Source organism: Daejeonella oryzae DSM 19973, assembly GCF_000422945.1.
GTDB classification, from domain to species: Bacteria; Bacteroidota; Bacteroidia; order Sphingobacteriales; family Sphingobacteriaceae; genus Daejeonella; species Daejeonella oryzae.
The window spans coordinates 69,324-94,761 of the sequence record NZ_KE383964.1 but is presented as its reverse complement, the minus strand read 5'-3'; the positions used below and the strand labels follow the sequence as shown (position 1 = coordinate 94,761).

The 25,438-nt window shown below is 36.8% G+C and carries 24 protein-coding genes; 19 read left to right on the top strand and 5 right to left on the bottom strand.

Annotated features, from left to right (window positions below; all coding sequences use genetic code 11):
* Positions 1 to 3 precede the first annotated feature (3 nt).
* The 13 genes from G521_RS0113600 (at position 4) to G521_RS0113540 (ending at position 13,937) form a co-directional block, all read left to right on the top strand.
* The gene (locus G521_RS0113600) at positions 4 to 825 is read left to right on the top strand and encodes a DUF5672 family protein (protein WP_026899009.1); all 822 of its coding nucleotides are present in this window, start codon (positions 4 to 6) and stop codon (positions 823 to 825) included.
* Between the two features lie 24 nt (positions 826 to 849).
* On the top strand, positions 850 to 1,818 hold the full coding sequence (locus tag G521_RS17310; protein ID WP_036679413.1) for a glycosyltransferase family 2 protein: 969 nt from the start codon (positions 850 to 852) through the stop codon (positions 1,816 to 1,818).
* Positions 1,819 to 1,837: 19 nt separating this feature from the next.
* Entirely contained in the window at positions 1,838 to 2,512 is a 675-nt protein-coding gene (locus G521_RS0113590) for a class I SAM-dependent methyltransferase (protein ID WP_026899008.1), read from the top strand.
* Positions 2,509 to 3,516: a glycosyltransferase gene (locus G521_RS17305; RefSeq protein WP_051189762.1), complete on the top strand. Its 1,008-nt coding sequence runs from the start codon at positions 2,509 to 2,511 to the stop codon at positions 3,514 to 3,516. The genes G521_RS0113590 and G521_RS17305 overlap by 4 nt, the downstream gene beginning before the upstream one ends.
* A gap of 27 nt (positions 3,517 to 3,543) precedes the next feature.
* Positions 3,544 to 4,575 (top strand): glycosyltransferase family 4 protein, encoded by a 1,032-nt coding sequence (locus G521_RS0113580; protein ID WP_036679411.1) that lies wholly within the window; start codon positions 3,544 to 3,546, stop codon positions 4,573 to 4,575.
* The gene (locus G521_RS0113575) at positions 4,575 to 5,300 is read left to right on the top strand and encodes an FkbM family methyltransferase (RefSeq protein ID WP_026899006.1); all 726 of its coding nucleotides are present in this window, start codon (positions 4,575 to 4,577) and stop codon (positions 5,298 to 5,300) included. The genes G521_RS0113580 and G521_RS0113575 overlap by 1 nt, the downstream gene beginning before the upstream one ends.
* Positions 5,301 to 5,351: 51 nt before the next feature.
* On the top strand, positions 5,352 to 6,614 hold the full coding sequence (locus G521_RS0113570) for a glycosyltransferase family 4 protein (protein ID WP_026899005.1): 1,263 nt from the start codon (positions 5,352 to 5,354) through the stop codon (positions 6,612 to 6,614).
* Positions 6,615 to 6,687: 73 nt separating this feature from the next.
* Positions 6,688 to 7,920 carry a glycosyltransferase family protein gene (locus tag G521_RS0113565; RefSeq protein WP_026899004.1) on the top strand — a complete coding sequence of 411 codons (1,233 nt, stop codon included), beginning with the start codon at positions 6,688 to 6,690 and terminating at the stop codon, positions 7,918 to 7,920.
* Positions 7,911 to 9,218, top strand: coding sequence for a glycosyltransferase (locus tag G521_RS0113560; RefSeq protein ID WP_026899003.1), 1,308 nt, complete (start codon positions 7,911 to 7,913; stop codon positions 9,216 to 9,218). The genes G521_RS0113565 and G521_RS0113560 overlap by 10 nt, the downstream gene beginning before the upstream one ends.
* A 90-nt stretch (positions 9,219 to 9,308) precedes the next feature.
* Complete coding sequence (locus tag G521_RS0113555; RefSeq protein WP_245580873.1) at positions 9,309 to 10,481, top strand: glycosyltransferase family 4 protein; 1,173 nt, start codon at positions 9,309 to 9,311, stop codon at positions 10,479 to 10,481.
* Positions 10,465 to 11,319: an FkbM family methyltransferase gene (locus tag G521_RS0113550; protein WP_026899001.1), complete on the top strand. Its 855-nt coding sequence runs from the start codon at positions 10,465 to 10,467 to the stop codon at positions 11,317 to 11,319. Before G521_RS0113555 ends, G521_RS0113550 begins: the two co-directional genes overlap by 17 nt.
* Complete coding sequence (locus tag G521_RS0113545) at positions 11,316 to 12,725, top strand: exosortase Y-associated Wzy-like protein (protein ID WP_026899000.1); 1,410 nt, start codon at positions 11,316 to 11,318, stop codon at positions 12,723 to 12,725. The genes G521_RS0113550 and G521_RS0113545 overlap by 4 nt, the downstream gene beginning before the upstream one ends.
* The gene (locus G521_RS0113540; RefSeq protein ID WP_026898999.1) at positions 12,726 to 13,937 is read left to right on the top strand and encodes an XrtY-associated glycosyltransferase XYAG1; all 1,212 of its coding nucleotides are present in this window, start codon (positions 12,726 to 12,728) and stop codon (positions 13,935 to 13,937) included. It abuts the gene before it with no gap.
* A gap of 197 nt (positions 13,938 to 14,134) precedes the next feature.
* Here G521_RS0113540 and G521_RS18440 read toward each other — a convergent pair whose 3' ends face one another.
* On the bottom strand, positions 14,135 to 14,263 hold the full coding sequence (locus G521_RS18440; RefSeq protein WP_262496288.1) for a hypothetical protein: 129 nt from the start codon (positions 14,261 to 14,263) through the stop codon (positions 14,135 to 14,137).
* A gap of 59 nt (positions 14,264 to 14,322) precedes the next feature.
* Positions 14,323 to 16,179: an alpha-amylase family glycosyl hydrolase gene (locus G521_RS0113530; RefSeq protein ID WP_026898998.1), complete on the bottom strand. Its 1,857-nt coding sequence runs from the start codon at positions 16,177 to 16,179 to the stop codon at positions 14,323 to 14,325.
* A 177-nt stretch (positions 16,180 to 16,356) separates the two neighbouring features.
* Between G521_RS0113530 and G521_RS17885 the strand changes: the two genes are divergently transcribed.
* The 5 genes from G521_RS17885 (at position 16,357) to G521_RS17290 (ending at position 21,863) form a co-directional block, all read left to right on the top strand.
* On the top strand, positions 16,357 to 17,190 hold the full coding sequence (locus G521_RS17885) for a LytR/AlgR family response regulator transcription factor (protein ID WP_051189761.1): 834 nt from the start codon (positions 16,357 to 16,359) through the stop codon (positions 17,188 to 17,190).
* Positions 17,191 to 17,574: 384 nt separating this feature from the next.
* A complete protein-coding gene (locus G521_RS0113515) occupies positions 17,575 to 17,835 on the top strand; it encodes a hypothetical protein (RefSeq protein ID WP_026898996.1) in 261 nt (86 codons plus the stop codon).
* Positions 17,836 to 18,308: 473 nt separating this feature from the next.
* Positions 18,309 to 19,349: a sugar-transfer associated ATP-grasp domain-containing protein gene (locus G521_RS0113510; protein ID WP_036679403.1), complete on the top strand. Its 1,041-nt coding sequence runs from the start codon at positions 18,309 to 18,311 to the stop codon at positions 19,347 to 19,349.
* A gap of 6 nt (positions 19,350 to 19,355) precedes the next feature.
* A complete protein-coding gene (locus G521_RS17295) occupies positions 19,356 to 20,699 on the top strand; it encodes a phenylacetate--CoA ligase family protein (protein WP_051189760.1) in 1,344 nt (447 codons plus the stop codon).
* Between the two features lie 108 nt (positions 20,700 to 20,807).
* On the top strand, positions 20,808 to 21,863 hold the full coding sequence (locus G521_RS17290) for an ATP-grasp domain-containing protein (RefSeq protein WP_051189759.1): 1,056 nt from the start codon (positions 20,808 to 20,810) through the stop codon (positions 21,861 to 21,863).
* A 64-nt stretch (positions 21,864 to 21,927) separates the two neighbouring features.
* Here G521_RS17290 and G521_RS0113495 read toward each other — a convergent pair whose 3' ends face one another.
* Entirely contained in the window at positions 21,928 to 22,554 is a 627-nt protein-coding gene (locus G521_RS0113495; protein ID WP_036679402.1) for a sugar transferase, read from the bottom strand.
* Positions 22,555 to 22,802: 248 nt separating this feature from the next.
* Complete coding sequence (locus G521_RS17285; RefSeq protein WP_051189758.1) at positions 22,803 to 23,969, bottom strand: glutathione-independent formaldehyde dehydrogenase; 1,167 nt, start codon at positions 23,967 to 23,969, stop codon at positions 22,803 to 22,805.
* Between the two features lie 189 nt (positions 23,970 to 24,158).
* On the opposite strand from G521_RS17285, the gene G521_RS0113485 reads away from it, so the two are divergent.
* The gene (locus G521_RS0113485) at positions 24,159 to 24,698 is read left to right on the top strand and encodes a hypothetical protein (protein ID WP_155975809.1); all 540 of its coding nucleotides are present in this window, start codon (positions 24,159 to 24,161) and stop codon (positions 24,696 to 24,698) included.
* 93 nt (positions 24,699 to 24,791) lie between these two features.
* Here the strand turns inward: G521_RS0113485 and G521_RS0113480 are convergent, their stop codons facing one another.
* Positions 24,792 to 25,337 carry a nuclear transport factor 2-like protein gene (locus tag G521_RS0113480; RefSeq protein ID WP_026898992.1) on the bottom strand — a complete coding sequence of 182 codons (546 nt, stop codon included), beginning with the start codon at positions 25,335 to 25,337 and terminating at the stop codon, positions 24,792 to 24,794.
* Positions 25,338 to 25,438 lie beyond the last annotated feature (101 nt).

Genomic DNA, 25,438 nt, shown 5'->3' with positions numbered 1-25,438 from the left:
ATAATGATAAGTAGCCAGAATCTTTGCGTAATTATACCGGTTCATAAATCTAACCTTACCCAAAATGAACGTCTGTCTTTGATACAGTGTAGAAATATCCTTATTTCCTTTGATGTTTTCTTAATATACCCAGAAACAGTTAACATTTCTGAATATGTAGTTGCATTCCCCGAATTGAAGCTTCAAAAAGTTACCCCACTTTGGCTTGATTCAATAGCTTCTTACAACCGGATGAAATGTTCAGTGAAATTTTACAAGAAATTTCAGCAGTATAATTACATGCTTACTTATGAACTTGATTCCTATATTTTTTCCAGTGAATTTGAGAAAGCCAATGCATTTAACCATGATTATATCGGAGCGCCCTGGTTCAAAGATCATGCTAATGCCACACAAAAAAGCAATATAATTCCGGGTGGAAATTCCGGTTTTTCTATAAGAAACATTCATAAATGCCTTTATGTTTTACACTGCCTTGCTTCGGTTTCCGGGTATTGGAAAGCTTTTAGAAAGCTTGGTTTACACCGAATAATCAGATTTACTTTGATCTTAAGGTTATTTAATTCCTCGTGGAGGATTAAAGGAAAAAATGTTTACTTTTTTGGCCTGATTTCCAATAACCAAATCAATGAAGATACCTTTTGGTCAGTAGCAGTTCCGCAAGTTCTAAAATTCAACATTGCCCCATTGGAGCATGCCATCAAGTTTAGCTTTGAAGTAAATCCTTCGATACTATTTAATAAAAACAATAAAGAACTCCCTTTGGGCTGTCATGCCTGGGAGAAATACGAAAAAGATTTTTGGAAGGCTCATATTTCAAGCTAGTCTGAATTTGAGCATTAGTATACTATGGAAAAATTAAATGGGTGGCCATGGGAAGTGGCAGTTGATCCTAAAATATATTCAGCCAAAATTAACTGGCCTAAGATTTCGATTATTACACCCAGCTTTAATCAGGGAAATTATATTGAAGAAACTATACTTTCTATAATCAAGCAGAATTATCCCAACCTGGAGTATATTATTATTGATGGAGGAAGTTCTGATCAAACTTTGGACATTATAAAAAATTATGAAAATCAAATTACCTATTGGATAAGTGAAAAAGATACCGGACAGGCGCATGCTATTAATAAAGGGTTTAAAATAGCTAGTGGTAAAATAGTAAATTGGCTAAATAGTGATGATATTCTTGCACCAAGTTCCTTATTTAATATTGCAGAGAACTTTGATGATGAAACAGATATTATTGCAGGCAATGTTATTGATTTCAAAAATAACTTTGAGATACTACACCATGTAGAAAATAAAAATCTGAACTTATCGAGTATTCTTAGAATAAATCAATCAAATCATGTATTTCACCAGCCTGGCGTTTGGTTTAATAAAAAGAATTTAGATCTAATAAATCCTTTAAATGAGGCCTTACATTATCAGTTTGATTGGGAGTTTACATTAAGATATCTTTATTTATTTCCACGAGTTAACTACCTGAACAAAACACTTGTATTTTTCAGATATCATAAGGATTCAAAAACTGTTTCAAAGCGAGAAGAGTTTTTTAAAGATTCTGTAGAAGTCTTTAATAGTCTCGCCCTATTTACGGTAGAAAATCCAAAAATGAGCCTTAAAGCCCATAATAAAGCATACTCTTTGTTTTGGAATCATTCAATCACCCAATTTACCCAGAGAAATAGAACTAAAAACCGTTTCGTATTATTTTTATATGTTTTGTATGAGATTCTAAAGAGACCCGATAAAAGAACTACTAGATTTACAATAGGATTATTAAGAAAAATTTTGTCACGCGAAATATAAAATTTTAAATAATCGTTTCATGAAGCTCAATAAAAACCTAAATATTAACCGATACGAGTGGGTTGAGAATATATTAAACGAGTCAGAGTTAATTAGAAGATCAAAAAAGCCAATATTATTCGATATAGGGGCCAATGACGAAATTTTACTAAAATTCTGTAATACATCTATTATTCAATACAATAGTTTTGACATTTCACCAGTTGGCAGAAATACTCGATCCTGGGATTTGGAAATACCCTTCCCATATAAAAAGGAGAAAGCCGATATAATTACATTATTAGAAGTAGTTGAACATTTAAATAATCCATGGCAATGTTTAAAAAATCTTTCAGATATAATGAAAATTGGAGGCCTTTTACTACTAACAACCCCAAATCCTTCATGGAGTAATTCCAGGCTCCATTTATTTTTAAAGGGGAAATTAGCAACTTTTACACAATCAGACTTGGACTTGAATCATCACGTTTTTACCCCCTGGCCACATATTTTAGAAAGATTATTAACAGATAACGGTTTTGAAGTAATTGAATATGTTACTCTTGATGGACAAACGTACCTATTTGATAAAAATTTAAGAATATCTGGCTTGTTTCCACAAATAATATACAGGGTATTTAAAAAGACTATTGAATTTTTTGATCCTTCTTCAAAAGGAATGAGTTATGGGATTATAGCAAAAAAAACACGATGAAGCCATTACATATTTTTTATGAAGAACCCAATCCAGATCGTTGGATAAAATTTGACCGTTATCCCAGAAAATTAATTAGAAGATTATTTAGAGGTCCGGAACCTATCGGGGGCGTGAAGCGGTGGTTTGTTAATCTAATACATGGATTGGATAAATTAGGTTACCCATATATCATAAATAATTATAAAAAGCTTTCAAAAAATCCCTGCGTATGGGCGCTGGTGATTGGAAAACCTCATGTAATTGAAAAGATTCCAAATCACATAAATATTATTTATGGGCCAGGGATAGGTTCTCATCCGTTGGAGGATAATCTTTTTGAAAAAAATAATAATATCAAGCATATCTTAATCTCCAGTAAATGGTTTAAAGAAATGTATGATCGCGATCTTCCTACTCCTGTACCCACGTCAATTTGGGCAAGTGGTATTGATACAAATCTTTGGAAGCCTGATCAACCAAAATTATTAAAAGGTGCAATTTTAATTTATGACAAAATACGCTGGGATTGGGATTTATATAATGAAGAATTACTTAAACCCATTAATAAAAAACTGGAAAAAGAAGGTATAACAATCTATTACATAAAATATGGTAACTATAAAGAAGAACAATTTAGAAATTTGCTTTCGCTGGTAGACGGCATGATTTTTTTGTGCGAGCATGAAACTCAAGGCTTTGCATATCTACAAACTTTATCTTGTGATATCCCCATATTGGCTTGGGATAGAGGTGGGGCCTGGAAAGACCCAGCAATGTATCCACATAAAGTAATATTTCAGAATGTTAGTTCTGTGCCTTATTGGAATCAGGATTGTGGTGAAAAATTTAAAGACTTCAATGAATTTGAATCCATATTCATACTCTATTGGGAAAGGGTATGTAATTTTGAATATTCTCCAAGAAAATACATAATTGAAAACTTTAAGTTAGAAGATCGGGCGCAGGCTTATATAAATTTAGTAAATGACATTACATCGCATAGAGCTACCTCGCTCGATTAATCATCAATTTTTGAGAATCACCTAAATATGAATATAGCCATAACCGTTGATCCTGAGATTTCGGTGCCACCGCTGTATTACGGAGGGATTGAGCGGATCGTATCCATGCTGATTGATGAATTTATACTGGCGGGGCATCAGGTGACACTATTTGCGCACGAATCCTCAGTCACTCCTGCTTTGCTACAGCCCTATCCAGGGAAAAGCAGCAAATCGAAAATAGATACCATTAGGAACATGCATTTGCTTTCTACTGAAATTTATAAAGGAAATTTTGATGTGTTACAGAGCTTTTCCAGGCTAGCCTATTTAACATTTATCTTACCATTTCGCATACCTAAGGTAATGAGCTATCAGAGGAAACCTACTGTTGCACAAATTAAAAAAGCCCAAAAGTTAGCGAATTCCGGTTCGTTAACTTTTACAGGATGCAGTGATTATATTAGTTCCCAAATCCGACCCTATGGAAATGTAAGTACTATTTACAACGGATTTCCACAAGACAAATATATTTATAAAGAAACAGTTGCCTCAAACGCCCCACTGGTTTTCCTGGGCAGGATTGAACCAATCAAAGGACCTCATCATGCAATTGAGATTGCTGTAAAATCCGGCAAAAAATTAATAATCGCCGGAAATATACCTTCCGAATATCAAAACTGGTTCGATAACACCATCGCCTCTGTTATTGACGATGATCAGATCAGGTATATCGGACCGGTAAATGATGAGGAAAAAACTGAGCTTTTAAGCAATGCTCTCGCTTTTCTAATGCCTATTGAGTGGGACGAACCCTTTGGGATTGTTATGGCAGAAGCGATGGCATGCGGAACTCCAGTGATCGCACTGGAAAGAGGTGCTGTGCCCGAAATTATTACCCATGGAATTACTGGTTTTATCTGCAGGAATATGAGGGAATGCATCGAGAAAGTTTCCCTGGTTCATACGCTCAGCAGAAAAAGTGTGAGGGATAGCGCTATGGCCAGATTCAGTGCAAAAGTTATTGCTAAAAATTATTTAGAACTCTATCAACAAATAATCAAGCAAAGAAACAGCTAATGGCTCTTTTATCATATATCAAACAACTAATTCCATCTACTTTAAAAGCAAGTATTAGAAGTCGGTTGGGTATACCTTCACAACAAAAAAGTTTTAATAATCTTAAAAAATCAGGCATTAGTCCTAAAATCGTACTCGATATTGGGGCTTATGAAGGTAATTGGGCCAGAGATTTAAAAAACATTTTTCCGGATGCTCAGATACTAATGATAGAAGGTCAAACTTCTAAATCAGAAATTCTGAAGACTGTTTGCAAGAATAACACAGGAATCGATTATCATATCGCCTTATTAGGAGCAAGCTCGAAGTTGGTAAATTTTAATATTTACGATACGGCAAGTTCTGTACTGGAAGAAAATAATCAGACTGAAGCTATCAAAGAAGAGAGGGAACTAATCTGTCTGGATAATTTACTTCTAAATTCTTTATATCATAAACCAGATATGATCAAAATTGATACACAGGGTTATGAACTTGAAGTATTAAAAGGTAGCGAGAATACATTAAAATATGCAAGTATGGTGCTGCTGGAAGTATCATTAATAGATATTTATAGAGATTGTCCGCTCGTAGCAGATGTATTAGCTTTCATGGCGGAGCGTGATTTTGTGCTTTTCGACATTTGTTCGCTTATGCACCGCCCTCTTGACGGTGCCTTATATCAAAGCGATTTTCTATTTGTTAAGAAAGATTCAATATTAAGAAAAAATAAAAAATGGATTTGATTATGAATTACTTAGCTATATTTAGTATAGAAAATAACTGAAGCTCTGTAAATGAAGTGTATTGTTTCACATCCGAATATCGCTCCATATATTAAAGAGAGTGTCCTGGCTTACCAGGAACACGGTTTATTAAAAAAATTTAGAACTACTTATTTTCAACATCCTGAATATCCTTTTACCCGAAGTCTGATACGCTTTTTTCCGCAGTTTGAAAAAGAATTCAAAAGGAGAAATATTGAGGAAATTGCATATCAACATTTAAAAGGACATCCATTCTTCGAAATGCTAAGGGTTTTCTCAGCCCGGACTCTTCATCCCTGGATTGAAAATAGAATTTGGGAAAAAAGCGAATACAATTTCGACAGATGGGTAGCAAGCACTTTGCGATCAGATATACAGTGGGTTCATACCTATGAACATGCGGCTTTATGGACTCTGCTTAAAGCTAAAAAAATGGGAATTACCAGCTTTCATGAACAAAGCAGCCAGCATCATCAGTTTTTATTAAAAATTATTAAAGAACAATTAGCCTTATATCCCGAACTTAATTGTATTTCCACCAAGTTAATGCTGGATAATCAGGCAGTTAAATCAGAAATCAGAAAGGACAGGGAATTAAAAGAATGCAATTACATCCTTTGTAATTCTCAATTTACATCCATTACGCTGGAGCAGGCAGGAATTTTCAGAAAAAAGATATTGGTCATTCCGTATGGATTTCCCGAAGTTAAATCTCCTAAAACAGAACGAGGAGGGATGAAAACTACTTTTTTATTCTCAGGGAATCAGTGCTTGCGGAAAGGTATTCACCTTTTATACAAAGCATGGATAGCCTGCAATTTTGACCCTTCCAAAGCAGAACTAATTATAGTCGGCAAAAATCAATTGCCTGAAAGTATCAGGCAAGGTCTTCCTTCTTCCGTTCAGTTTATACATAATATCCCTCACCAGGATATGATGGAACTTTATAATCTGGCTGATGTTTTTGTTTTTCCTACTCTTGCGGATGGTTTCGGGATGGTGATCTCTGAGGCAATGTCTAAAGGAGTACCGGTAATTACTACTTATAATTCAGGTGGTCCTGACGTGATAGAACATAATAAAAATGGCTTTTTAGTGGAGGCCGGTAATGTCGAGGCCTTTGCGGAGCAGATGAAGTGGTGTTTTGAGCATCCTCAAGCAACCCGGCAAATTGGCATCCGGGCAATGGAAACTGCCGCCGCTTATCCATGGAAGGCTTACAGGAAAAAACTGGTTGAAGTTGTTTTGGATAGGGTTAATACAGACTTGAAATCAACCGATCAGGTTATATAAAAAATCTGATCATCCATTAATACAAAACAACCATTTTAAAACTTACTAATATTTTTAGTTAAATCCCAGTTATTTGAATCGCAAAATCTGCATCATTACCCCAGGCACTATAGCAAGTAACCCGCGTGTTGTTAAAGAAGCCGAAGCATTGAGCGAAGCTGGCTATAAGGTTCACCTGATATATACACGGCATGTTAATTATCTAATTGATTCGGATGAGGCTATTTTAATGGAACATCCTGAATGGACATATGATTTTTTAGATTGGGCAGGATCTGATTTAAAAGCAAAAATCTTAAAATATTCCACCGGCCTGATTAAAAAAATTTCCAGTTTTTTACTGAAATTCGATTTATATTCCGCCCAATTAACTCCTATTCTGATTAATCGCTTTTACGCCTGGCAATTAAAGAAAGCCATCGACTGTAAGGCTGATTTGTATATTGCCCATTATCCGGATTCCCTCGCCATTGCTGCCCGGGCAGCAAAAATCAATAAGGCTTTATTTGCTTATGATGCGGAAGATTTTCACCGGGGAGAAGATATTCCTCAGGAAATGATTAAAGCAGTTTCCTTGCTTGAAAACCGGTTACTTAAACTGGCGAGCTATATCAGCGCAGCCAGCCCTTTGATTGCTGAAGAATATCGAAAACTTGTTCCAGATGTAAAAGTTGTTTCTGTAGAAAATATGTTTCCTTCTAAAAACCAAACCCCTTTTGTTGAATTAAGCCATAATCCTATTAAATTTTTCTGGTTTTCCCAAACTATTGGACCAAAAAGAGGTTTGGAAGAATTTATTAGCATTATAAAATTGTTGGGAATAGAATATATTCAGCTTACACTACTAGGTAATTGCGATAATCATTTTAAAACTCAACTCCAGAAAAAATGGCTCAATTCTAGTTTAAATCCCGAATCCTTAAACTTTGTAGAAACCTTGCCAGAAAAAGACATTTTTAGACTGGCGGCCACGCATCATTTTGGATTAGCCCTTGAAATCCCATATTCCATAAACAGGAATATCTGTTTAACCAATAAGATCTATACATACATTCTTTCCGGAAATTTTCTAATTCTTAGTAAAACTAAAGCACAGGTTGAATTCCATCGAATCTTTCCTGATTCAGGCATTAGTATAGACCTTAATCAGGCAGAGGAGTCTGCAAAGCAAGTTCTAAGTATACTAAACAATCCTGTTAATCTCAATGAAAAACGGCTGAAAAATTTTGATCTTGGCCAGAGTAAACTAAATTTCGATCAGGAAAAAAAAATACTGTTTAAAGAGCTGGCAAATTTATGGAACTGAAACGGGTACTCATCATTTCCCCTTACTTTCCCCCTTCTAACGCCGCAGATATGCAGCGGATTCGCATGAGCCTCCCCTATTTTAAAGAATTTGGTTGGGAAGCAGAAGTCGTTACCGTATATTTCCGCCATTCTGAAATGGTCAAAGATGAGTTATTTTTAGAGAGTATCCCTCCGGAAACAATTATTCATTATGTGGATGCTTTTTCTAAAAGGTGGACCGGGAAATTCGGATTAGGAAGTCTGGCTCTGAGATCATTGTGGCATTACAAGCAAAAAGTTAACAACCTTCTAAAAAGCAAAAAATTCGACCTGATCTATTTTTCGACTACACAATTCCCGCTTTGCATATTAGGCGCTTACTGGAAAAAACGATTTGGTATTCCCTATGTGATTGACATGCAGGATCCCTGGCATTCTGAATATTATCAGGATAAGCCCAAAAATGAGCGACCAAAAAAATATTGGTTTTCGTATAGGCTTAACAAGTATTTAGAGCCTATTGCAATGAGAAACGTTAATGGGATAATCAGTGTTTCTGAATCATATATTAAAAAATTAACACAGAGGTATAAAAACATAACAAGCATACCCACTTCAGTTATCCCATTTGGCGCTTATAATAAAGATTTTGAAATCACTATAATACATAAAGCTGATTTAAAGCCAGCCTTTAATAAAAACAAGGATTTTATTCATCTTGTATATATTGGACGCGGGGGTTATGATATGCACGATGCCATAAAATTATTATTCAACGCGTTTAAAAAAGGGTTAGGTGATTTTCCTGATCAGTTTCAGAGAATTCGTTTTCACTTTATCGGTACCAGTTATGCTCCTAAAGGCGAAGGAAAGAGGACCATATACCCCCTTGCTAATGAGCTTGGTATTTCTACATATGTTGAAGAACAAACTGACCGTATTTCTTTTTATAGAAGTATCAGAACCCTTTTAGAAGCCGATGCCTTAATTGTACCCGGATCCAATGATCCGCAATACACCGCGTCGAAAATATATCCGTACATTTTAGCAAAAAAACCATTAATCGGAATATTTAATTCTTTGAGTAGTTCTTCAAAAATAATTCAGGATTGTAATGCGGGGATAGTCTCAGACTTAACAGATGAGAAAAAAGCGACAGAGGAGATTTTTTCGTTTCTTCACAACACCACTTTACTTAAGAAGCAAATTAATCTTACCGATTGGTCTAAATTTAGTGAATTCTCAGCTGAAAGTATGACCATGAAACAGTGTGAATTATTTAATAAGACTTTAACATCTTATCAAAGTTCCCGTTAATAAAATTCATGAACAGCTATAATCAATTATAAATTGATATCAAGAATTTCTCACTTACTTTAAAAAGCCATTCATGTCTATAAGGAGCAAATGATGAAAAGACTGGCAATTGTAACAACTCACCCAATTCAATATTATGCCCCCATTTTTCGTCTACTGGCAGAAAACAAAAATGTTCAACTGAAGGTATTCTATACCTGGGGAGAATCCTTTCAAAAAACTAATGACCCTGGATTTGGAAAAATAATTGAATGGGATATTCCATTATTGGAAGGATATTGGTATGAATTTTTAATAAACACAAGTAAGAAACCCGGCTCAAAACATTATTCAGGCATAATAAATCCAGAAATTATATTACGGCTGAATGAGTTTAATCCCGATTCTATACTAATATTTGGATGGGCCTACCAAAGTCATTTACGGGTGATGCGCCATTTTAAAGGCAAAATTCCTGTTTGGTTTAGAGGGGATTCAACACTTTTAAATGAAAATATTGGAATAAAAGGATTATTTAAATCAACTTTAAAAAAAATCTTTCTCAAATGGATATATATACATGTTGACAAAGCATTTTACGTTGGTCAAAACAATAAATTCTATTTTAAAGCTTACGGGTTAAAAACCAATCAATTAATATTTGCTCCTCACGCAATTGATAATGAAAGATTTTCTAAAAAATATAATCAAGAGGGGCTGAAATTACGAGCAGGACTTTCTATCCCGGAAAGTTCAATTGTCATTTTATTTGCCGGAAAGCTGGAAAGCAATAAGAATCCATTTTTATTACTTTCTGCTTTTAAAAATTTAAATTATAATCAATCCTGTCATTTAATTATAGCAGGTAACGGAGATCTGGAAGAAGCCCTAAAATTAGAAGGACAATCAGATAATATACACTTCCTAAACTTCCAAAATCAATCTTACATGCCGGTACTTTACCAGTCCTGTGACATTTTCTGCTTACCGTCCCAAAGTGAATCCTGGGGACTGGCAATAAATGAAGCTATGGCTTGCGGGAAAGCGATAGTGGCATCAGACAAGGTAGGCTCTGCTATAGATCTTGTAAAACCCGGAGAAAATGGCTACATATTTAAATCGGGAAATTTAAAAGATTTACAAGAAAAATTAGAACATTTGATCACTAGCAAATCGCTGCTTCATGAATATGGACTTCGATCTTCAGAAATAATAAGTGACTGGAACTTCTATCGTATTGCATCTGTAATTGAACAAACTTTGAAAAATGAACCGGCTAGATAAAATTAAGTTAAGATTAACTCGCAATTGGAAATTTCCAGGTCAGGAAAGGCTGGGGAGATTATTTAAACCATCACAAAGCCTGCAGGTTTCTTTTCAAAATAGCATTATCTGGCTAAGTGACGAGCCTTTAGCTATATTCAGTTCGGCAAACAATTATATTGAAGCAACTATTTTAAGTACAGGAACTTATGAGGCGGAAATCGAAAAACTCATAGCTATCTCACTTAAAGAAGGAGATACTGCTTTGGATATTGGCGCCAACATTGGTTTGCAAAGCTTACGAATGGGAAGGTATTGCGGTAAAAATGGCCGGGTTCTGGCATACGAACCATTAAATTATTTACAGGAAAAATTTAATAAAAATATTGCATTGAATGGCTTAGAAAACGTCCAATTATTCCCTTATGCGCTTTCTGATTATGATTCCGAAATATCTTATTTAATTGATGAAACTGCCTGGAATCAGGGGACTTTCAGTTTGGGTAACTTAAAATCAGGAGCTACGTCTCAAAAAGTTATAATAAAAACCGGAGATTTGCTCCCGGAAATTATTGAATTGGATTCACTCCAACTAATTAAAATTGATGTAGAAGGTTTTGAGTTACAAGTAATGCAGGGATTAACTCGCTGCATCAGCAAATTTAGACCCAGAATCATTTTCGAATATGATGAAAATTACTGGGTTAAAAATAATCAACGCATTCATGAATGTTTTGATTTTTTAAATCGCTTAAATTATACCGTATATCAAATTACAGATATAGGTTGTTTACTTATAACAAACCCGGTTAGTATAGAAAGTGGAAACATCTTTTGCATTCCTGAAAAATCTCTATGAACAGTAGTATAAGACCAGAACGTTACCTGTTACTGTACATCCCCTGGCTGATCAGCTTACTACTTACTGACAATGCGATCCTATCTTATTTTACGGCCTGGCTGGGATCGTTTTTCATTTTTACAATCACGATTAAAGGTTTAATAAAACCAATCCCGGCCGATCTGAAATTCAGCGAGCAATTAATGCGGCCGCTTTTTCTGCCGCATATCATCTTTGCCGGGTATATGTCCTGCACTTCTATTTTTTATTTTCTGAGTGTTTTAGGATATGTATATTTTGAAGCACCAAATTATAATTATCTAATTGATCAGGAGCAGTTAAATTTAGTAGCCCAATGTCAGAGGTATTACTCTCTGGCACATGCAACCTTTGTTGCGGGTATACTGGTGCATATGGATTACAGCCAAAAACCTAAATATTATCTCAATATAAAAGATTCTGCCAGCTTTCTATTAATATCAGCTCTTGTACTCCTGCCGGTATCCGCTTTATTTTTACTGGTGCCCGGCCTCAGTCAGTTTTACTTTCAATTCCAGGCTTTGAGTTTTATGGCCGGCACCTTAGCATTTGCTTTTGCAATCCCACTCCAAAAGCCCGCTAATACTATTTTGTCCGCTGTTCTCTTCTTTACAAATGTGTCACAGGCTCTGTTATCAGGATTTAAGGAACCCATTATCATCAGCTTCCTGGTTTTGGGAATATTCTTATATCCATTTTATAAAAAGCTGGTGCTGATCAGTTTTCTCCCACTAATCTTTGTTTTATTCATTTTATTGCCTACTTACTCACGGGTGTTCAGGGCAAACGCCTGGGCAGGAGAAGAGACTGCAGAGAATGCATCAGAAATTGCACTGGATGCAGTTTTCAATCAGTCAGAGGAAGAGGCAGATGAGTCGAACTGGGCCTTTTTAACCAATCGCTTAAGCGAGATTAATATGTTTTCGATTTATGTCGGTAGTACTCCTTCAAAAGTTGATTATTATGGTTTTGAGATAATCAAGCAAGCCGCTGTAGTTATCATACCCAGATTTTTCTGGCCCGGAAAGCCTATTCCCGAGGAAATGGTAATGGAGCGGGTATATAATGCAGGGGTGGTAAACAGGGGTTCTAATGTTTCTGCAAAGCCCCCGATTATTGTAGATGCTTATCTCTCCGGTGGAAATATCGGTATTGTAATTACTTTATTTATCTATGGATCAGTGATGCAATTAATTTCCATGAAAGCTGAGAAACTTTTCGGAGGTTATATTATCGGAACAGCATTTATTTTCTCGGGACTTTTTGAGATTATGTGGCGTGGAAACAGTTTTGAATTCCTGAGTAACTCAGTCCTTTGGAGCTTCATTACAATGATTGTTATTTTCTATGCATTAAGGTATTACAAAATCATTAAAGAAATTTAATTGAAAATCTTTCACATCAATGCTTCCTACAAACCTGCTTACATTTATGGCGGTCCTACCATGTCGGTTTCTAAATTATGCGAAGAGCTGATTAGAGAAGGAACTGATGTGGAGGTTCTCACAACCACTGCTAACGGACAAACAGAACTGGATGTAAAACCGGGATTAAAAATAATTGTGGATGGGGTTCCTGTTACTTATTTCAAGCGCTTAACCAAAGATCATTCGCATTTTTCGCCCGGCTTGCTCCTCAACCTTTGGAAAGTTCTTAGAGAAAAATCAAGAGGTAAAGGAAAATCATCAGATAATATTGTTCATGTTCATGCCTGGTGGAACCTGGTGTCCGTTGGATCCTGCGTGCTTGCAGTACTATTATCTAAACCAGTAATACTTTCTCCCCGCGGCACTCTGAGTAATTATTCATTCGGCAACCGAAAAAGTTTTGTAAAGAGTCTTTTTCATCGAATCATTGGAAAATCATTATTAAAGCAATGCCATTTTCATGTAAGCACTGAGAAAGAAAAACAGGATATACTTAACATAGTCAGCCCAAAAAGTATACATGTTATCCCGAACTTTGTAAAGCTTGATTTTACTCTGCGGCAAGTCGAAACTTCTAACCAGGAACCTGCTATTTTTCAACTCATATTCCTATCCCGTATTGAAGAAAAAAAAGGACTTGATATTCTTTTCAAGGCATTACATGATCTCCCCTTTTCCTGGCAATTAACCATAGCGGGTACCGGGCGATCAGACTACATTACTTACCTTCAGGAACTTGCCTTTCAGCTTAAAATAACTGATCGGATCAGTTGGATTGGTTTACAGGATCATCAGCAAAAATTTCAGCTTCTGGCTGATCATGATCTGATGATCCTCCCCTCTCATGATGAAAGTTTTGGAAATGTGGTGATCGAAAGCCTTTCAGTAGGCACTCCCGTATTGGTCAGCTCAAAAGTTGGTCTGGCAACTTATATAGAAGAAAATAATTTCGGGTGGGTTAGTCCTGCAAGTGACGTTCAATTTCGTAAAAGCATTATTCAGGCTAATGCGGATGTGAGTCGCCGACAAAAAATAAGACAGCAGGCACCGACTCAGATTATTAAAGATTATGATGATCAGTTACTCCTTGATCGTTACATTTCTCTTTATGACCAGATCTCTACCACATCTGAGCTGAAACAACTCACCTCCAATACCTCCTCACGATAAAGCCCGGCCATACAATCCCGTAAGCGGCCATCATCTTCAGGCTGTAATTCTGTTTTTTTAGTGTATCCTGTTTCATGCGGTTTTTGGATTCACTGAGAACAGATTCCTTCAATTTGGAAGATGAGGTGCGGATCTGGCTGCTTAACTCTGTATGATGCGTTTTCTTTCCCTCCTTAAATTTTTCGTTTATCCGTATTTTATCGCAGTTCCGCTAAATCCCTTTCGGGTGAATAGCTGAATGTGCCTTTCGGAAAAATCTCCGTAGCATATTCATTTTCTGAAGAATCTGAGCCGCTATGAAGCCAGATGGATTTGCTATGCTTCATTAAATCACTTTTGACCATCCGGTCAGATTGCTTACTTTCAAGAGGGAACGGTAAAATCCCTACCTGCTTAGTTCAAGAACCCACATTTGCATGGGCAATATGCTTGCGTTATCGGCGGTATTTAGAAGCTGATCCGAAATCACGTTCCTGGCTTTACTGAAGCCTGCAGTTCGCTCCGGAAAATTTTTAAAATTAATCGTCCGTTCTTTCTTATCCGTATTCATTATGCACATTATGGTTTGATCATTATCGTATCTAAAATACACATACAGTCCCTCAGATGGTACATAGTGCATCATTTCTCCTGTTTTCAAAGCCGAAGAACCTTTGCGAAAGGTTCCCAGCTTTTTTACAAGCATCTGCACAGAAAATTCATCTGCTGTTAAGCCCTCCCCGGTAAAAGCGTTTTTCTTATCGCCCGGCCATCCGCCCGGAAAGTCTGAACGTACCAGGCCGTCGGGATTGGTAAAACCCTTTAGCAACACTTCAGAACCATAGTAAAGCTGCGGAATACCGCGGCAGGTAAGTAACCACTGCATGCCCATTTTTTGCTTCTCTACATTCTCTCCCACCACAGAAAAAAATCTCGGTTCATCATGGTTATCCAGTAGAAGGACGTTCCGCCAGGGATCTTTATTGAGAAAATCATTACTAAGGGTATTATACAGCTTGTTAACACCTTCCGTCCAGCCAAAGGGTTGTGTTAATGCCGGAATGATCCCATAATACAGGTTCTGGAAGTCAACGGATCCCTGCAGATTACTCTTATAGGGAACATCCATCACATTTGCGTTGAAATATGCCTGGTTAGCGGAGCCAAACACCCTGGTTTCGCCAAACAGGGTGATATCAGGATATTCATCCATGATGGCCTGGTTACAACGGTTGGCAAAATCAAGGTCGCTGTAAGTGTACGTGTCAATGCGTATGCCGTCAATACCAAATTCCTGGATATACCAGATCATGTTCTGAATCAGAAAATTGGCCATATAGGGATTTTTCTGATTAATATCCGGCATTCCCTCATCAAACCAGCCATCACTCATCCGCTTGCGGTCGGAAGGTGCAGCGTAGGGGTCAAAAAGGGTTTGTTCTTTATAAGTGGTCTGGGTGAATACCGTCCAGCGGTGCATCCAGTCGTTCGCCGGCGGATCCAGCTCTAAGAAATGTTCTAAACCGATATGATTGTAGACCGCGTCCATGATCAGTTTCATTCCGTTTTTGTGCAGTACATCACTCAGCTCTTTATATTTTTCTGCGCCTCCGAATCGTGCGTCAATCCTGTAATGATCTGAAATTGCATACCCATGTTCGGTTCTAGCAGGCCTGTCATTTTCCATCACAGGCAATAGCCACAAGGCGGTAACACCTAGATCCTTGAAATAATCCAGATGATTGGATATTCCCTGAAAGTCTCCGCCGTGCCGTAAATACATGGAATCGCGGTTTAACGACTGATCTCTCATACCGGCTACGCGATCATTGGATGGATCTCCGTTACTAAAACGGTCGGTGATCAGCAAGTCAATAAAGTCGGCAGAAGTGACACCCTGTGCGTATTGGGTTCCTTTTCCCGGCCGCTGCTTTCGCAGCTCCCATGAAATTGTCTGCGTTCCCCCGCCGCCCTGCAACGCTATGGAAACAAGGCCCGGCTTTGCCGTTTCAGAAATTGAAATATCAAGGGCCAGATATCTTCCATTATCGAACGAATGAGTTTTAATGATCTTTATACCGGGATAGGATATGTTTACTTTCTTACCCGCGATATCCTCCCCTGTACTTCTTAACAATAACTGTATATTTTTCATTTTCATGCCAACCCACCAATTTGAAGGATATACCATGACCTGTTTAGCCGAAAGACTATTGTAACAGAATATTATTGAAAGAACCAGGAGGAGTTGAGTTTTTTTCATGCTTGATCGTATTGATTTGCCGAATGTATAGGGTATTTGCAGGAGGTAAAAATTTCCGGTACAAACAACTGGTTTAACATGACAAACAACACGATTACCCGGTCTCAAAGAGTTGAAAGTAAAAAGCCTTAATAATTTTAATAAATTCGACACCTGGAATGTGCTATTATAAATTGAATGACACCCAATAATTTATTTACTGACAGCGGAAAAATCAAACCGGTTGTATACCTGGCGTATTGGCTTATATATGTGTTGCTCTTCGTATTCATTCAGGGATGGCAGGCAGAGCAATACAGTACCGTTTTTTTCAACGAACTCTTAAGCCTTTTGCCCCGGATCTTTTTTGTTTACCTGGTTACTGACTGGCTTGTTGATAAATTTCTACTCAAGCTCAGACCGATCCTGTTTTTAACCCTTTACCTCATCCTGATTATCTTCTTCGCCTTTGTATTAAGGCTGATCGATAACTTTATTATCCTCAAATATTTTTTACCTCATTGGGGAGAGGAACCGCTGTTCAGCATTCCACCCTATTTGAATAATGTCATCAAACTTCAGTTTGTAGTAACCTGTCCGTTCGTTTTCAAGCTATTTTATTATTGGCAAAAAGAAAAAAAACAAATATCCTTTATTCAGAATGCACAGCAGACACCACAGCCTGCCGGGAATCCTCCTGAAGATACAGCCAGGGTTGAGGGAGGTTTTATTTCCATCCGCTGCGAGCGGAAAGTGGTGAAGGTTTTCCTGGATGAGATCCATTATCTGGAAGCTCAACGAAACTACGTGATCGTTTATACGAAGAATGAAATCTATCGAACCTATCTTTCCATTTCTGAAATGCAGGAAAAACTCCCCGGCGACCAGTTTCTGCGAGTCCACCGGTCGTTCATAGTTTCTTTAAATAAGGTAAAAGCCCATACCAGCAGTGTGGTGTTTGTGCTGAACCAACACATCCCGATCGGACGCGTATACAGCGGCAATCTTGATGGCGTTTTGTGGAAAATATAGATGAGGATGATCGGTTGGAATTATTGAGGGGATTGAACAGGAACTCTTTTCAGCAGGTGCGTTTGAAATGGCCGGTTTGAATTCATGATGAATCCCTGCGCTAGAGTTAATTATCCAGACGGGGGTCTTTAAAGATGCCATTCAATTTTACTCAGCATTCGAGTGCATTCAGCATTGTTGAGATCCCGGGTCAAGCCCGGTATGACAGAGGACAAGTGAAGCAATATCATGCTAATTTGGGATGCCGGGTCAAACCCGGTATGACAAATGACAAGCGAAGAAATCTCTTGATAATTAAAGATACCGGGTCAGGCCCGGAAGAATAAAGTACTTTCAAACCTGGATTATTTTGTAACAAAATATTTCAAAATCAATCTTATATTCATGAAAAAAATCTGGATTGGAACATTCGAAAACTCGGAAATAAAAATTGAAAACACATGGTTTAATGGGGAGCGCCTTTTTGTGAACAATGTTTTACAGGATGAAACATACGGATTTGTGGGCACAAAGCTATTGGGCCATGTAATTGATATGCAAGGCAATAAATTGTTAATTAAAGCCAACCTGGGTGGTTATTTCTATATCTCGTGCCGGTTATTTGTTGATGACCGGAAAATTGAATTATTGGAATCTAAATCTTAATTAGAGAGCAGAAAATTATTCCGGGCTTTTTTTGGAGTATTAAGAAGAAGTTCAAAAAACTTTGCTTATTGATTCGTAGAGGCAAGACATCCTCTTTAGTAATCAGAAAAAAATCAGATTCAGATTTCATTTTCAGTTTATGCCTGTCGTTTTCTAAAAAATTGAGCCTCCTAATGCTCAGGTTATTAATATCCTCCTGCGGCTAAGAGCTTATTCTTTAAGCCTGATGCTATTTATTAATAGTTCCTGGTTTTGATATCAATCTGAAGGATTGTTATTTACGTAAATTCTTAGGATTCAAAAAAATCGAGGGATAAATCATTTTTTCATATGATATGACCATCCTGAAATAAGGAGAATCTAAATGAAATTATTTTGATTGCGATTCCAAACCTTATTTTTATAAAAATTAAAATATTCATTTGCTACTATAAAACCTTAACTATAAATCGCTGTTTGATATAAAAATAAATATGAAAGAAAATTTACGGCGGATTCATGTTTTTATTAAGGATCCTTATAAAAAAGGGATTCTTGTTATGATTAAGGATGTTGTGAATTTATGGGCTGTAAAAAGAAGTTTTCCGGTTCATTATTTCGGGAGGTTTTTATATCGAAAAGACTCGGGTAATTGCCGTGATTTTTTGAATATGAAGGAATATACCTCCATTATCCGATCTAAAAAACTTAATAATCAGGAATACCTTCCGCTTTTAACCAACAAATTATCCTTTGCTCTTTTCTGCGATAAACATAAAATTCCAAGTCCGTATGTGTTGAGTTATAATTTTAAAAATAACTTTTTCTGCAATGGCAAAATCCTCCGGATAGCTGATAAACAAGATTTGCTGAATTATTTCAAAGAGATTTTCGAAACAGGTAAGCGCAAAAAAATTTTCTTAAAACCTCTGGGCGGTTACGGAGGTAAAGGCATTATTTCTTTAGAATATCCGCATTTTGAAACGGAGCTGGATAAAGTAGCGGATGATATACTCCAGCACTCCTATATACATCAGGAAGGTATTGATCAGCATCCTGAAATCAGTAAAATATATCCCAAAAGTGTGAACACCATTCGGATTGACACCTACATTGATGATTCGGGAAAAACGCACATTCTGGGAACGGCGATGCGCTTTGGGACAGGCGGAAAATCTGTAGACAATGTTTCTTCAGGCGGTTTTTTTGTGCCTGTAAATTCAGTTACCGGATGCCTGACTGATAAAGGAACTCAGGCTATGAAGTTTGGCGGAGGGCGTTATTTTAAACATCCCGATTCCGGCTTTGTATTTAAAGATTTTGAGATTCCATTTTTCAATGAAGCTTTGAAATTATGCCTGGATCTTTCTACATACATTCCTAACCGGCTTGCAGGATGGGATATTGCCATTACCGATAAAGGACCATTAGTTATTGAAGGCAATCATACGCCTTACATTTTGATGGGCGAGATTGCTTACGGCGGTTATGTAAAACATCCTTTATATAAAGAACTTATCGCCAACAGTAAATAATAAGGAATGATTCGGGAAATAGAAAAACTCAGAAAAGCTTCATTTTGGATCTCCGATTTTTTAAAAGGAGGCCCTGTCAATAAAAACTATGAGGAGATCAGGTTTATCCTGGAAAATTATGATTCTCCCGAATCAATTCGTAAAAGAGATTTGAACTTGTCTAATTTACTTATTCACGCAACCGGGACGAGCCCTTTTTACGCAGAGTTTAAACACTTCAAATCTTTAAGTGACTTTCCGGTAATCAACAAAATTATTATCCGTGACCGTTTCACTGATCTGCAATCAAAAAAATTTAAGAATAAAAGAAATCATACTGTTCAAACCAGCGGTTCTTCCGGAATTATATCTACCACGCTTCAGGACACAAATAAGAGAAACAGGAATACCGCAGACACCATCTACTTTAAAAAGCTGGCTGGTTTTGAGCTTGGTTACAAATTATATTATATCAGGAAGTGGTTTAAAATGCATACCAAAAGCCCCTTGATTACCTGGCTAAGAAATATAAACATGGTTGATGTCAGCAAGTTTTCTGACGAATATCTTGCTGATTTTATTAAAACTTTAAAAAGAGACCGATCTACAAAAGTATTGCTGGGCTATTCATCGGCATTGAGAGATATTTGCAAATATCTGGATAAAATAAATTCCGGGCCGGTTGAAACAGACATTTCGTGTATTATCGGCATGTCTGAAGCATTAAGTGATTATACCAAACATTCATTAGAGAAATATTTTAATGCGCCCGTAGTTTCAAGGTATTCCAATTTAGAAAACGGAATACTTTCTATGCAGCTTCCCGGCCAGGGAGATCATTTTCATATCAACTGGGCAAGCTATCATATTGAAATTTTGCATCCGGAATATGATCAGCCGGTTGAATACGGAACTTTAGGGAGGGTGGTTATTACTGATTTGTTCAATTACTGCATGCCCATTATCCGCTATGATACCGGCGACCTGGCCATCATGACCAATGACAATAAATACTTTAATAAAGCCCCTGCTTTTGCTAAAGTAGAGGGCAGAAAAATGGATTTATTATACGATACCAAAGGAAACGCTCAATCTCCTTTTATTGTATTTCACATGGAATCCTTCCTGCAAATCAGGCAGTTTCAATTAATTCAGGAATCCGAAAAATCATATGTTTTAAAATTAAATGCTGATCCGGATTTTAAAGAAGGCGATGAGCTTATCCGCATTTACAGAGAGTATTTTGGGGATGATGCAATTATAAACATAGAGTATGTAAGTGAAATTCCTCAACTATCTTCGGGTAAACGAAGATTAACGGTTAATAATTATTTGCCTGAGAAGGAATACAGCTCATCCGTAAATTCATAATTAAAAACGCTTAAAAAATCAATAAATCTATTTTATAATTAGTCTCGTATTTAAAATAATGAGATTGTTCGGAGCTAATTATCAATGAATTACTTATAAATAATAACTATGAACATTTTATTTACCTGTGTGGGGAGAAGAAATTACCTTATAAAGTATTTTAAAAAAGCATTACGCGGTAAAGGAAATATTGTAGCTGTTGACAGTCAATTATCTGCATCGGCCCTTGCAGAAGCTGATATAAGTATCCAGGTGCCGGCAATTTACGATCCTCAATATATTGAATCTTTACAATCTATTATAGAAAAACATAACATACATGCCATTATCTGTCTGAATGATCTGGAGCTTCCCATTATGGCCCGGAATAAAATGAAACTGGAAAAATCGGGCGTTAAAGTGCTTGTCTCGGATGAAAAATTTATCGATATCTCCTTTGATAAATGGAAGACTTATAAATTTTTCAGCAACCTGGGAATTCTTACCCCTAAAACTTTTTTAACAGTTGCGGATACGCTTGATTCGATTAATATGCATGATTTAAGCTACCCTCTGATATTAAAACCTCGCTGGGGTAGCGCTTCCATCGGCATCGAAATCGTTGAAAATGAAAATGAGTTCCTACTGGCTTATCAGTTATTAAAAATTAAATTAAAAAAATCAATTTTAAAACATTCATGCGCTGAGGATGAAGAGCAATGCATTCTGATTCAGGAAAAAATAGAGGCGGATGAATATGGCATGGATATTTTAAATGACTTTAACGGCAAATACTACAGCTCCTTCGCCCGAAAAAAACTAGCCATTCGCTCCGGGGAAACAGATAAAGCCATGTCTGTAATTGATGAGGCTTTTGCCGATGCGGCAAAGATAATTGGTTCAGCAACCGGACATATAGGAACGATGGATTGCGATTTTTTCTTGCTGAACAATAAGATTTATTTTTTAGAGATGAATCCAAGATTTGGAGGAGGATATCCATTTTCTCATGAAGCAGGAATTGATACTCCTTCTATATATATATCCTGGTTACAGGGTAATTTTGATATTTCCAGATTTAACAATTATAAACACAACGTGTCATTTTCCAAATACGATACGCTTATTTCATCCCTGAATCTCAATTCAGAACCTGAAAGTGTAATTGCTTCTATTGCTGGTTGATAGCATTCAAAGTTGTCTGTTTATTAATCTCCCCTTTATAAAATTTAATGAAGTATTTGCTTCATTACGAGGGTATATAATGAGGATTTTTATTCCTGTAATCTTTAAGCGTTTTTAAAGAAGTAACTACCGTAATATCCTTTCCGCTTACAACATTATGAATGGTTTTAAGAGCAATTTTGCAGTCATTTATAAAGGATAGAGTTTCTACATACTGCACATCCAGTTCCAGTCTTTGAGGTAATTCAATATTGTTTCTACCCGAAACCTGAGCAAGGCCGCTTATTCCCGGCCGCACATGATGCCTTGTATGTTCCCGTTCTGTATAATAGTATAAGTAATTTTCCAGTAAAGGCCGGGGACCAATAAATGACATATCGCCAATCAGAACATTCAGAAGCTGGGGAATTTCATCAATGGAAGTTTTTCGGATAAATTTTCCGGCAGAAGTAATTCTGTCTGCATCGGGCAGTAACTCTCCGTCTGCATCGTACTTATTAACCATCGACTTAAATTTTAAAAGCCGAAAAATTTTACCATTAAGTCCCGGACGGTTTTGAGTGAAAAACGGATTCCCTCTGTAATAAATGCTTAAAACAAGTATAGCTATTATAAAAATAGGGGAAATCAGAATAAAAATCAGAATTGAACAAATAAAATCAATGAGTCTTTTAAAAAACAATTTATACATCAGGCTTACAATTATATAATTTTCTAAAGACTCAATATCTGCAAATAAACAATTTATCTGTTAAAGAACATTTAATACTCACCATTTCTTCAGCATTTATTGTCGTAATAATTAGCATGCATATTGTGAAATTTAGAGGCCTGATCCATCATTATTCTTCATTTTAAAATTTAAAGACTATTTCACCTGCCCAATAGAGCAGGCGAAATAGCATTCATTGATCAGCGATTTATAAACCCGCCGCCGGATTATTTTGAAGTAGCTTTTTTAGACTTTTTCATTTCCGGTTTTAAAATCACCTTGGTCCATCCTTTATCGCGGGCATCAAAGTGTTTGTAAGCTTCGGGAGCTTCATCAAGAGAAAGCTCATGGGAAATAATGGCAGATGGTGAAGCTTTTCCTGCTGAAATGAGCGTACAAAGCTGCCGGTTGTAAGATTTCACATTGGCCTGTCCGGTTGCAATGCGCTGTCCTTTCATCCAGAATTGCCCGAAATCAAAATCCATATGTCCTTTTTTCTGAAGCTCTTCTTTTGATTTAGGATCTTTAGGTACAAAAACTCCAACTACTCCAATAGAGCCTGTTGCTTTAACCGCCTGAACCAATTCATTCATGGTTATATTGGAGTGTTCTTTTCCATGCTTATCACAGCATTGATAACCTACGCATTCACAACCTTTATCGGCACCCAAACCATTGGTAAGCTCAAGCACCTGTTCAACCGCAGAACCTTTTGAAAAATCGATAGCAATTGCCCCCAGTTTTTCGGCAAGTTTAAGCCGGTCTGCATGATTATCAACAACCATAATCTTGCTGGCACCTTTAATATTTGCAGAATGCGCCGCCATAAGTCCTACAGGCCCCGCACCATAGATCACCACCGAGTCTCCGGGTTTTACATCTGCCAGTTCAGTGGCGTGATATCCTGTAGGAAAAATATCCGACAGCATAACATAATCATTTTCTTTTTCAACAGCATCTTCAGGTAATTTCAAACAATTGAAATCGCCATGAGGCACCCGTAGGTATTCTGCCTGTCCGCCGCTGTACGGTCCCATTCCGGCAAATCCATACGCAGCACCGGCTGTTCCCGGATTCATGGTCAGGCAAAATCCCGTAAGGCCGCTTTCACAATTCTGACAGTGGCCACACCCGATATTGAAAGGCAGGCAAACCATATCGCCTACTTTTATCTGAGTCACAGCTTTTCCGACCTCTACTACTTTTCCCAAATTCTCATGGCCAAGTATTCTTCCCGTTTCCATATCTGTTCTTCCCTCATACATGTGCAGATCAGAGCCGCAAATATTGGTTGTCGTTATTTTAACCAATACATCTGTTGGCTCTTCTATCTCCGCATCGGGCATTTCAACTACCCTTACATCCAATGGGCCATAATAAACTAATGCTTTCATAAGTAATTTTTTTAGGTAAGTGAGTTAAAGATTAACTTACAGGTTTTGAGTTTGTTTGAATTAAAACATCAATACAAGCATATTTTTTGATTTAATACTTTCAAAAAGCTGATATCTGACGGGTAGATTTTAAGGAAGGAATAAAGATTACTTTTTGAAATGATTATATTAGTTCTAAAATTTACCAGTATGAAAAAGGAAAATTTGAAGGATGCAGAAATCATTTTGATGGCAGCAGCCGCAGCCCTTACTCTCATCGGTTTCATAGCTTTAGCAGCTAAAAGGTTTTCTGCCCCACGATTTAAGTTCCTTCAACCAAAGGATCATTCTTACCTTAAAATTGACAAAAGAACGCTGGAAAAATATGTAGAGCGTAAAGGAGCAAAAATAAAATTTGATTTTACCGAAGATAATGGCAGGGTAAAGTTAAATTTTATTGGCTTTACAAGAGATAACCGGCAATGCATTAAGAAAAAAATGGATGCTCCGAATTCAAAAATCAAAAAGTTAGAAAATATAGATTTTGGCGTATTCTCTGAGGATGAAAATAAACGGCCTTTACACGATATCCTTACCAATGAGCCTTTAAAAGACTGGTATTTAACTCCTGAAAAATCTAATATCAAATCAGGATATGTAGGTTATGACATGCGTGATTTCGATTCAATAAATATCCGGACATCTGCACTGCTTGCTTACAGAATCAATCCCTGTCCTCCTGGATGTTAAAATATAGAATCTTAAAATAAAAATCTTCTAAGCCAGTGACTTAGAAGATTTCTTGTCTTGTAAAAAAGATTGTGAAGATTCAAAGACAAGACATTAAGGTCTTGCAGGTCTTTTATACTGACTGTACCAGATAATTTTGCCGTCTTTAAGCTGATTAATATCATGATAATAGGCAGAATCAACTTTACCATTTTTATAGGTATCCGTTTCTTTGTACCATGTTACAATGTATGCATCTTTCTTATCCGGCGAATACATCTTGTTCCATGAATTCATTTCTATAGCTACTGAACTTAAACTGTCGCGGGAAGTCTTCCACATATTCAACAACTCAGATCTGGTTACTTTATATTTTTTCCCGGTATTCATATCATACTCAACCGAATCTGCCATTGCATTTCCCAGTCCCTCCATATTACCCGAAGACCAGTCTTTATAAGTCATTAAAACCTTGCGGAGATCCTCATCAGATACATTATCAGACCAGTTACTCGTGTATGTCGCAGTATATGGAAGGTCAGCTGCGGGCTTCCCCGAAACCGTACTATCCGACTGATTATTAACATCTGCTTTTTTATCTCCTGTATTACAGGATGCAAAGAATGCAAGCAGGCAAATAAACAAAATGAGCTTTTTCATAATGATTTATCTAATATTAATTATTTACATACTAATATAATTAATCCATATGGAATCATTAAGATCAAAATGTGATGAAAATGAGCAAGTTAGGGTGCGAT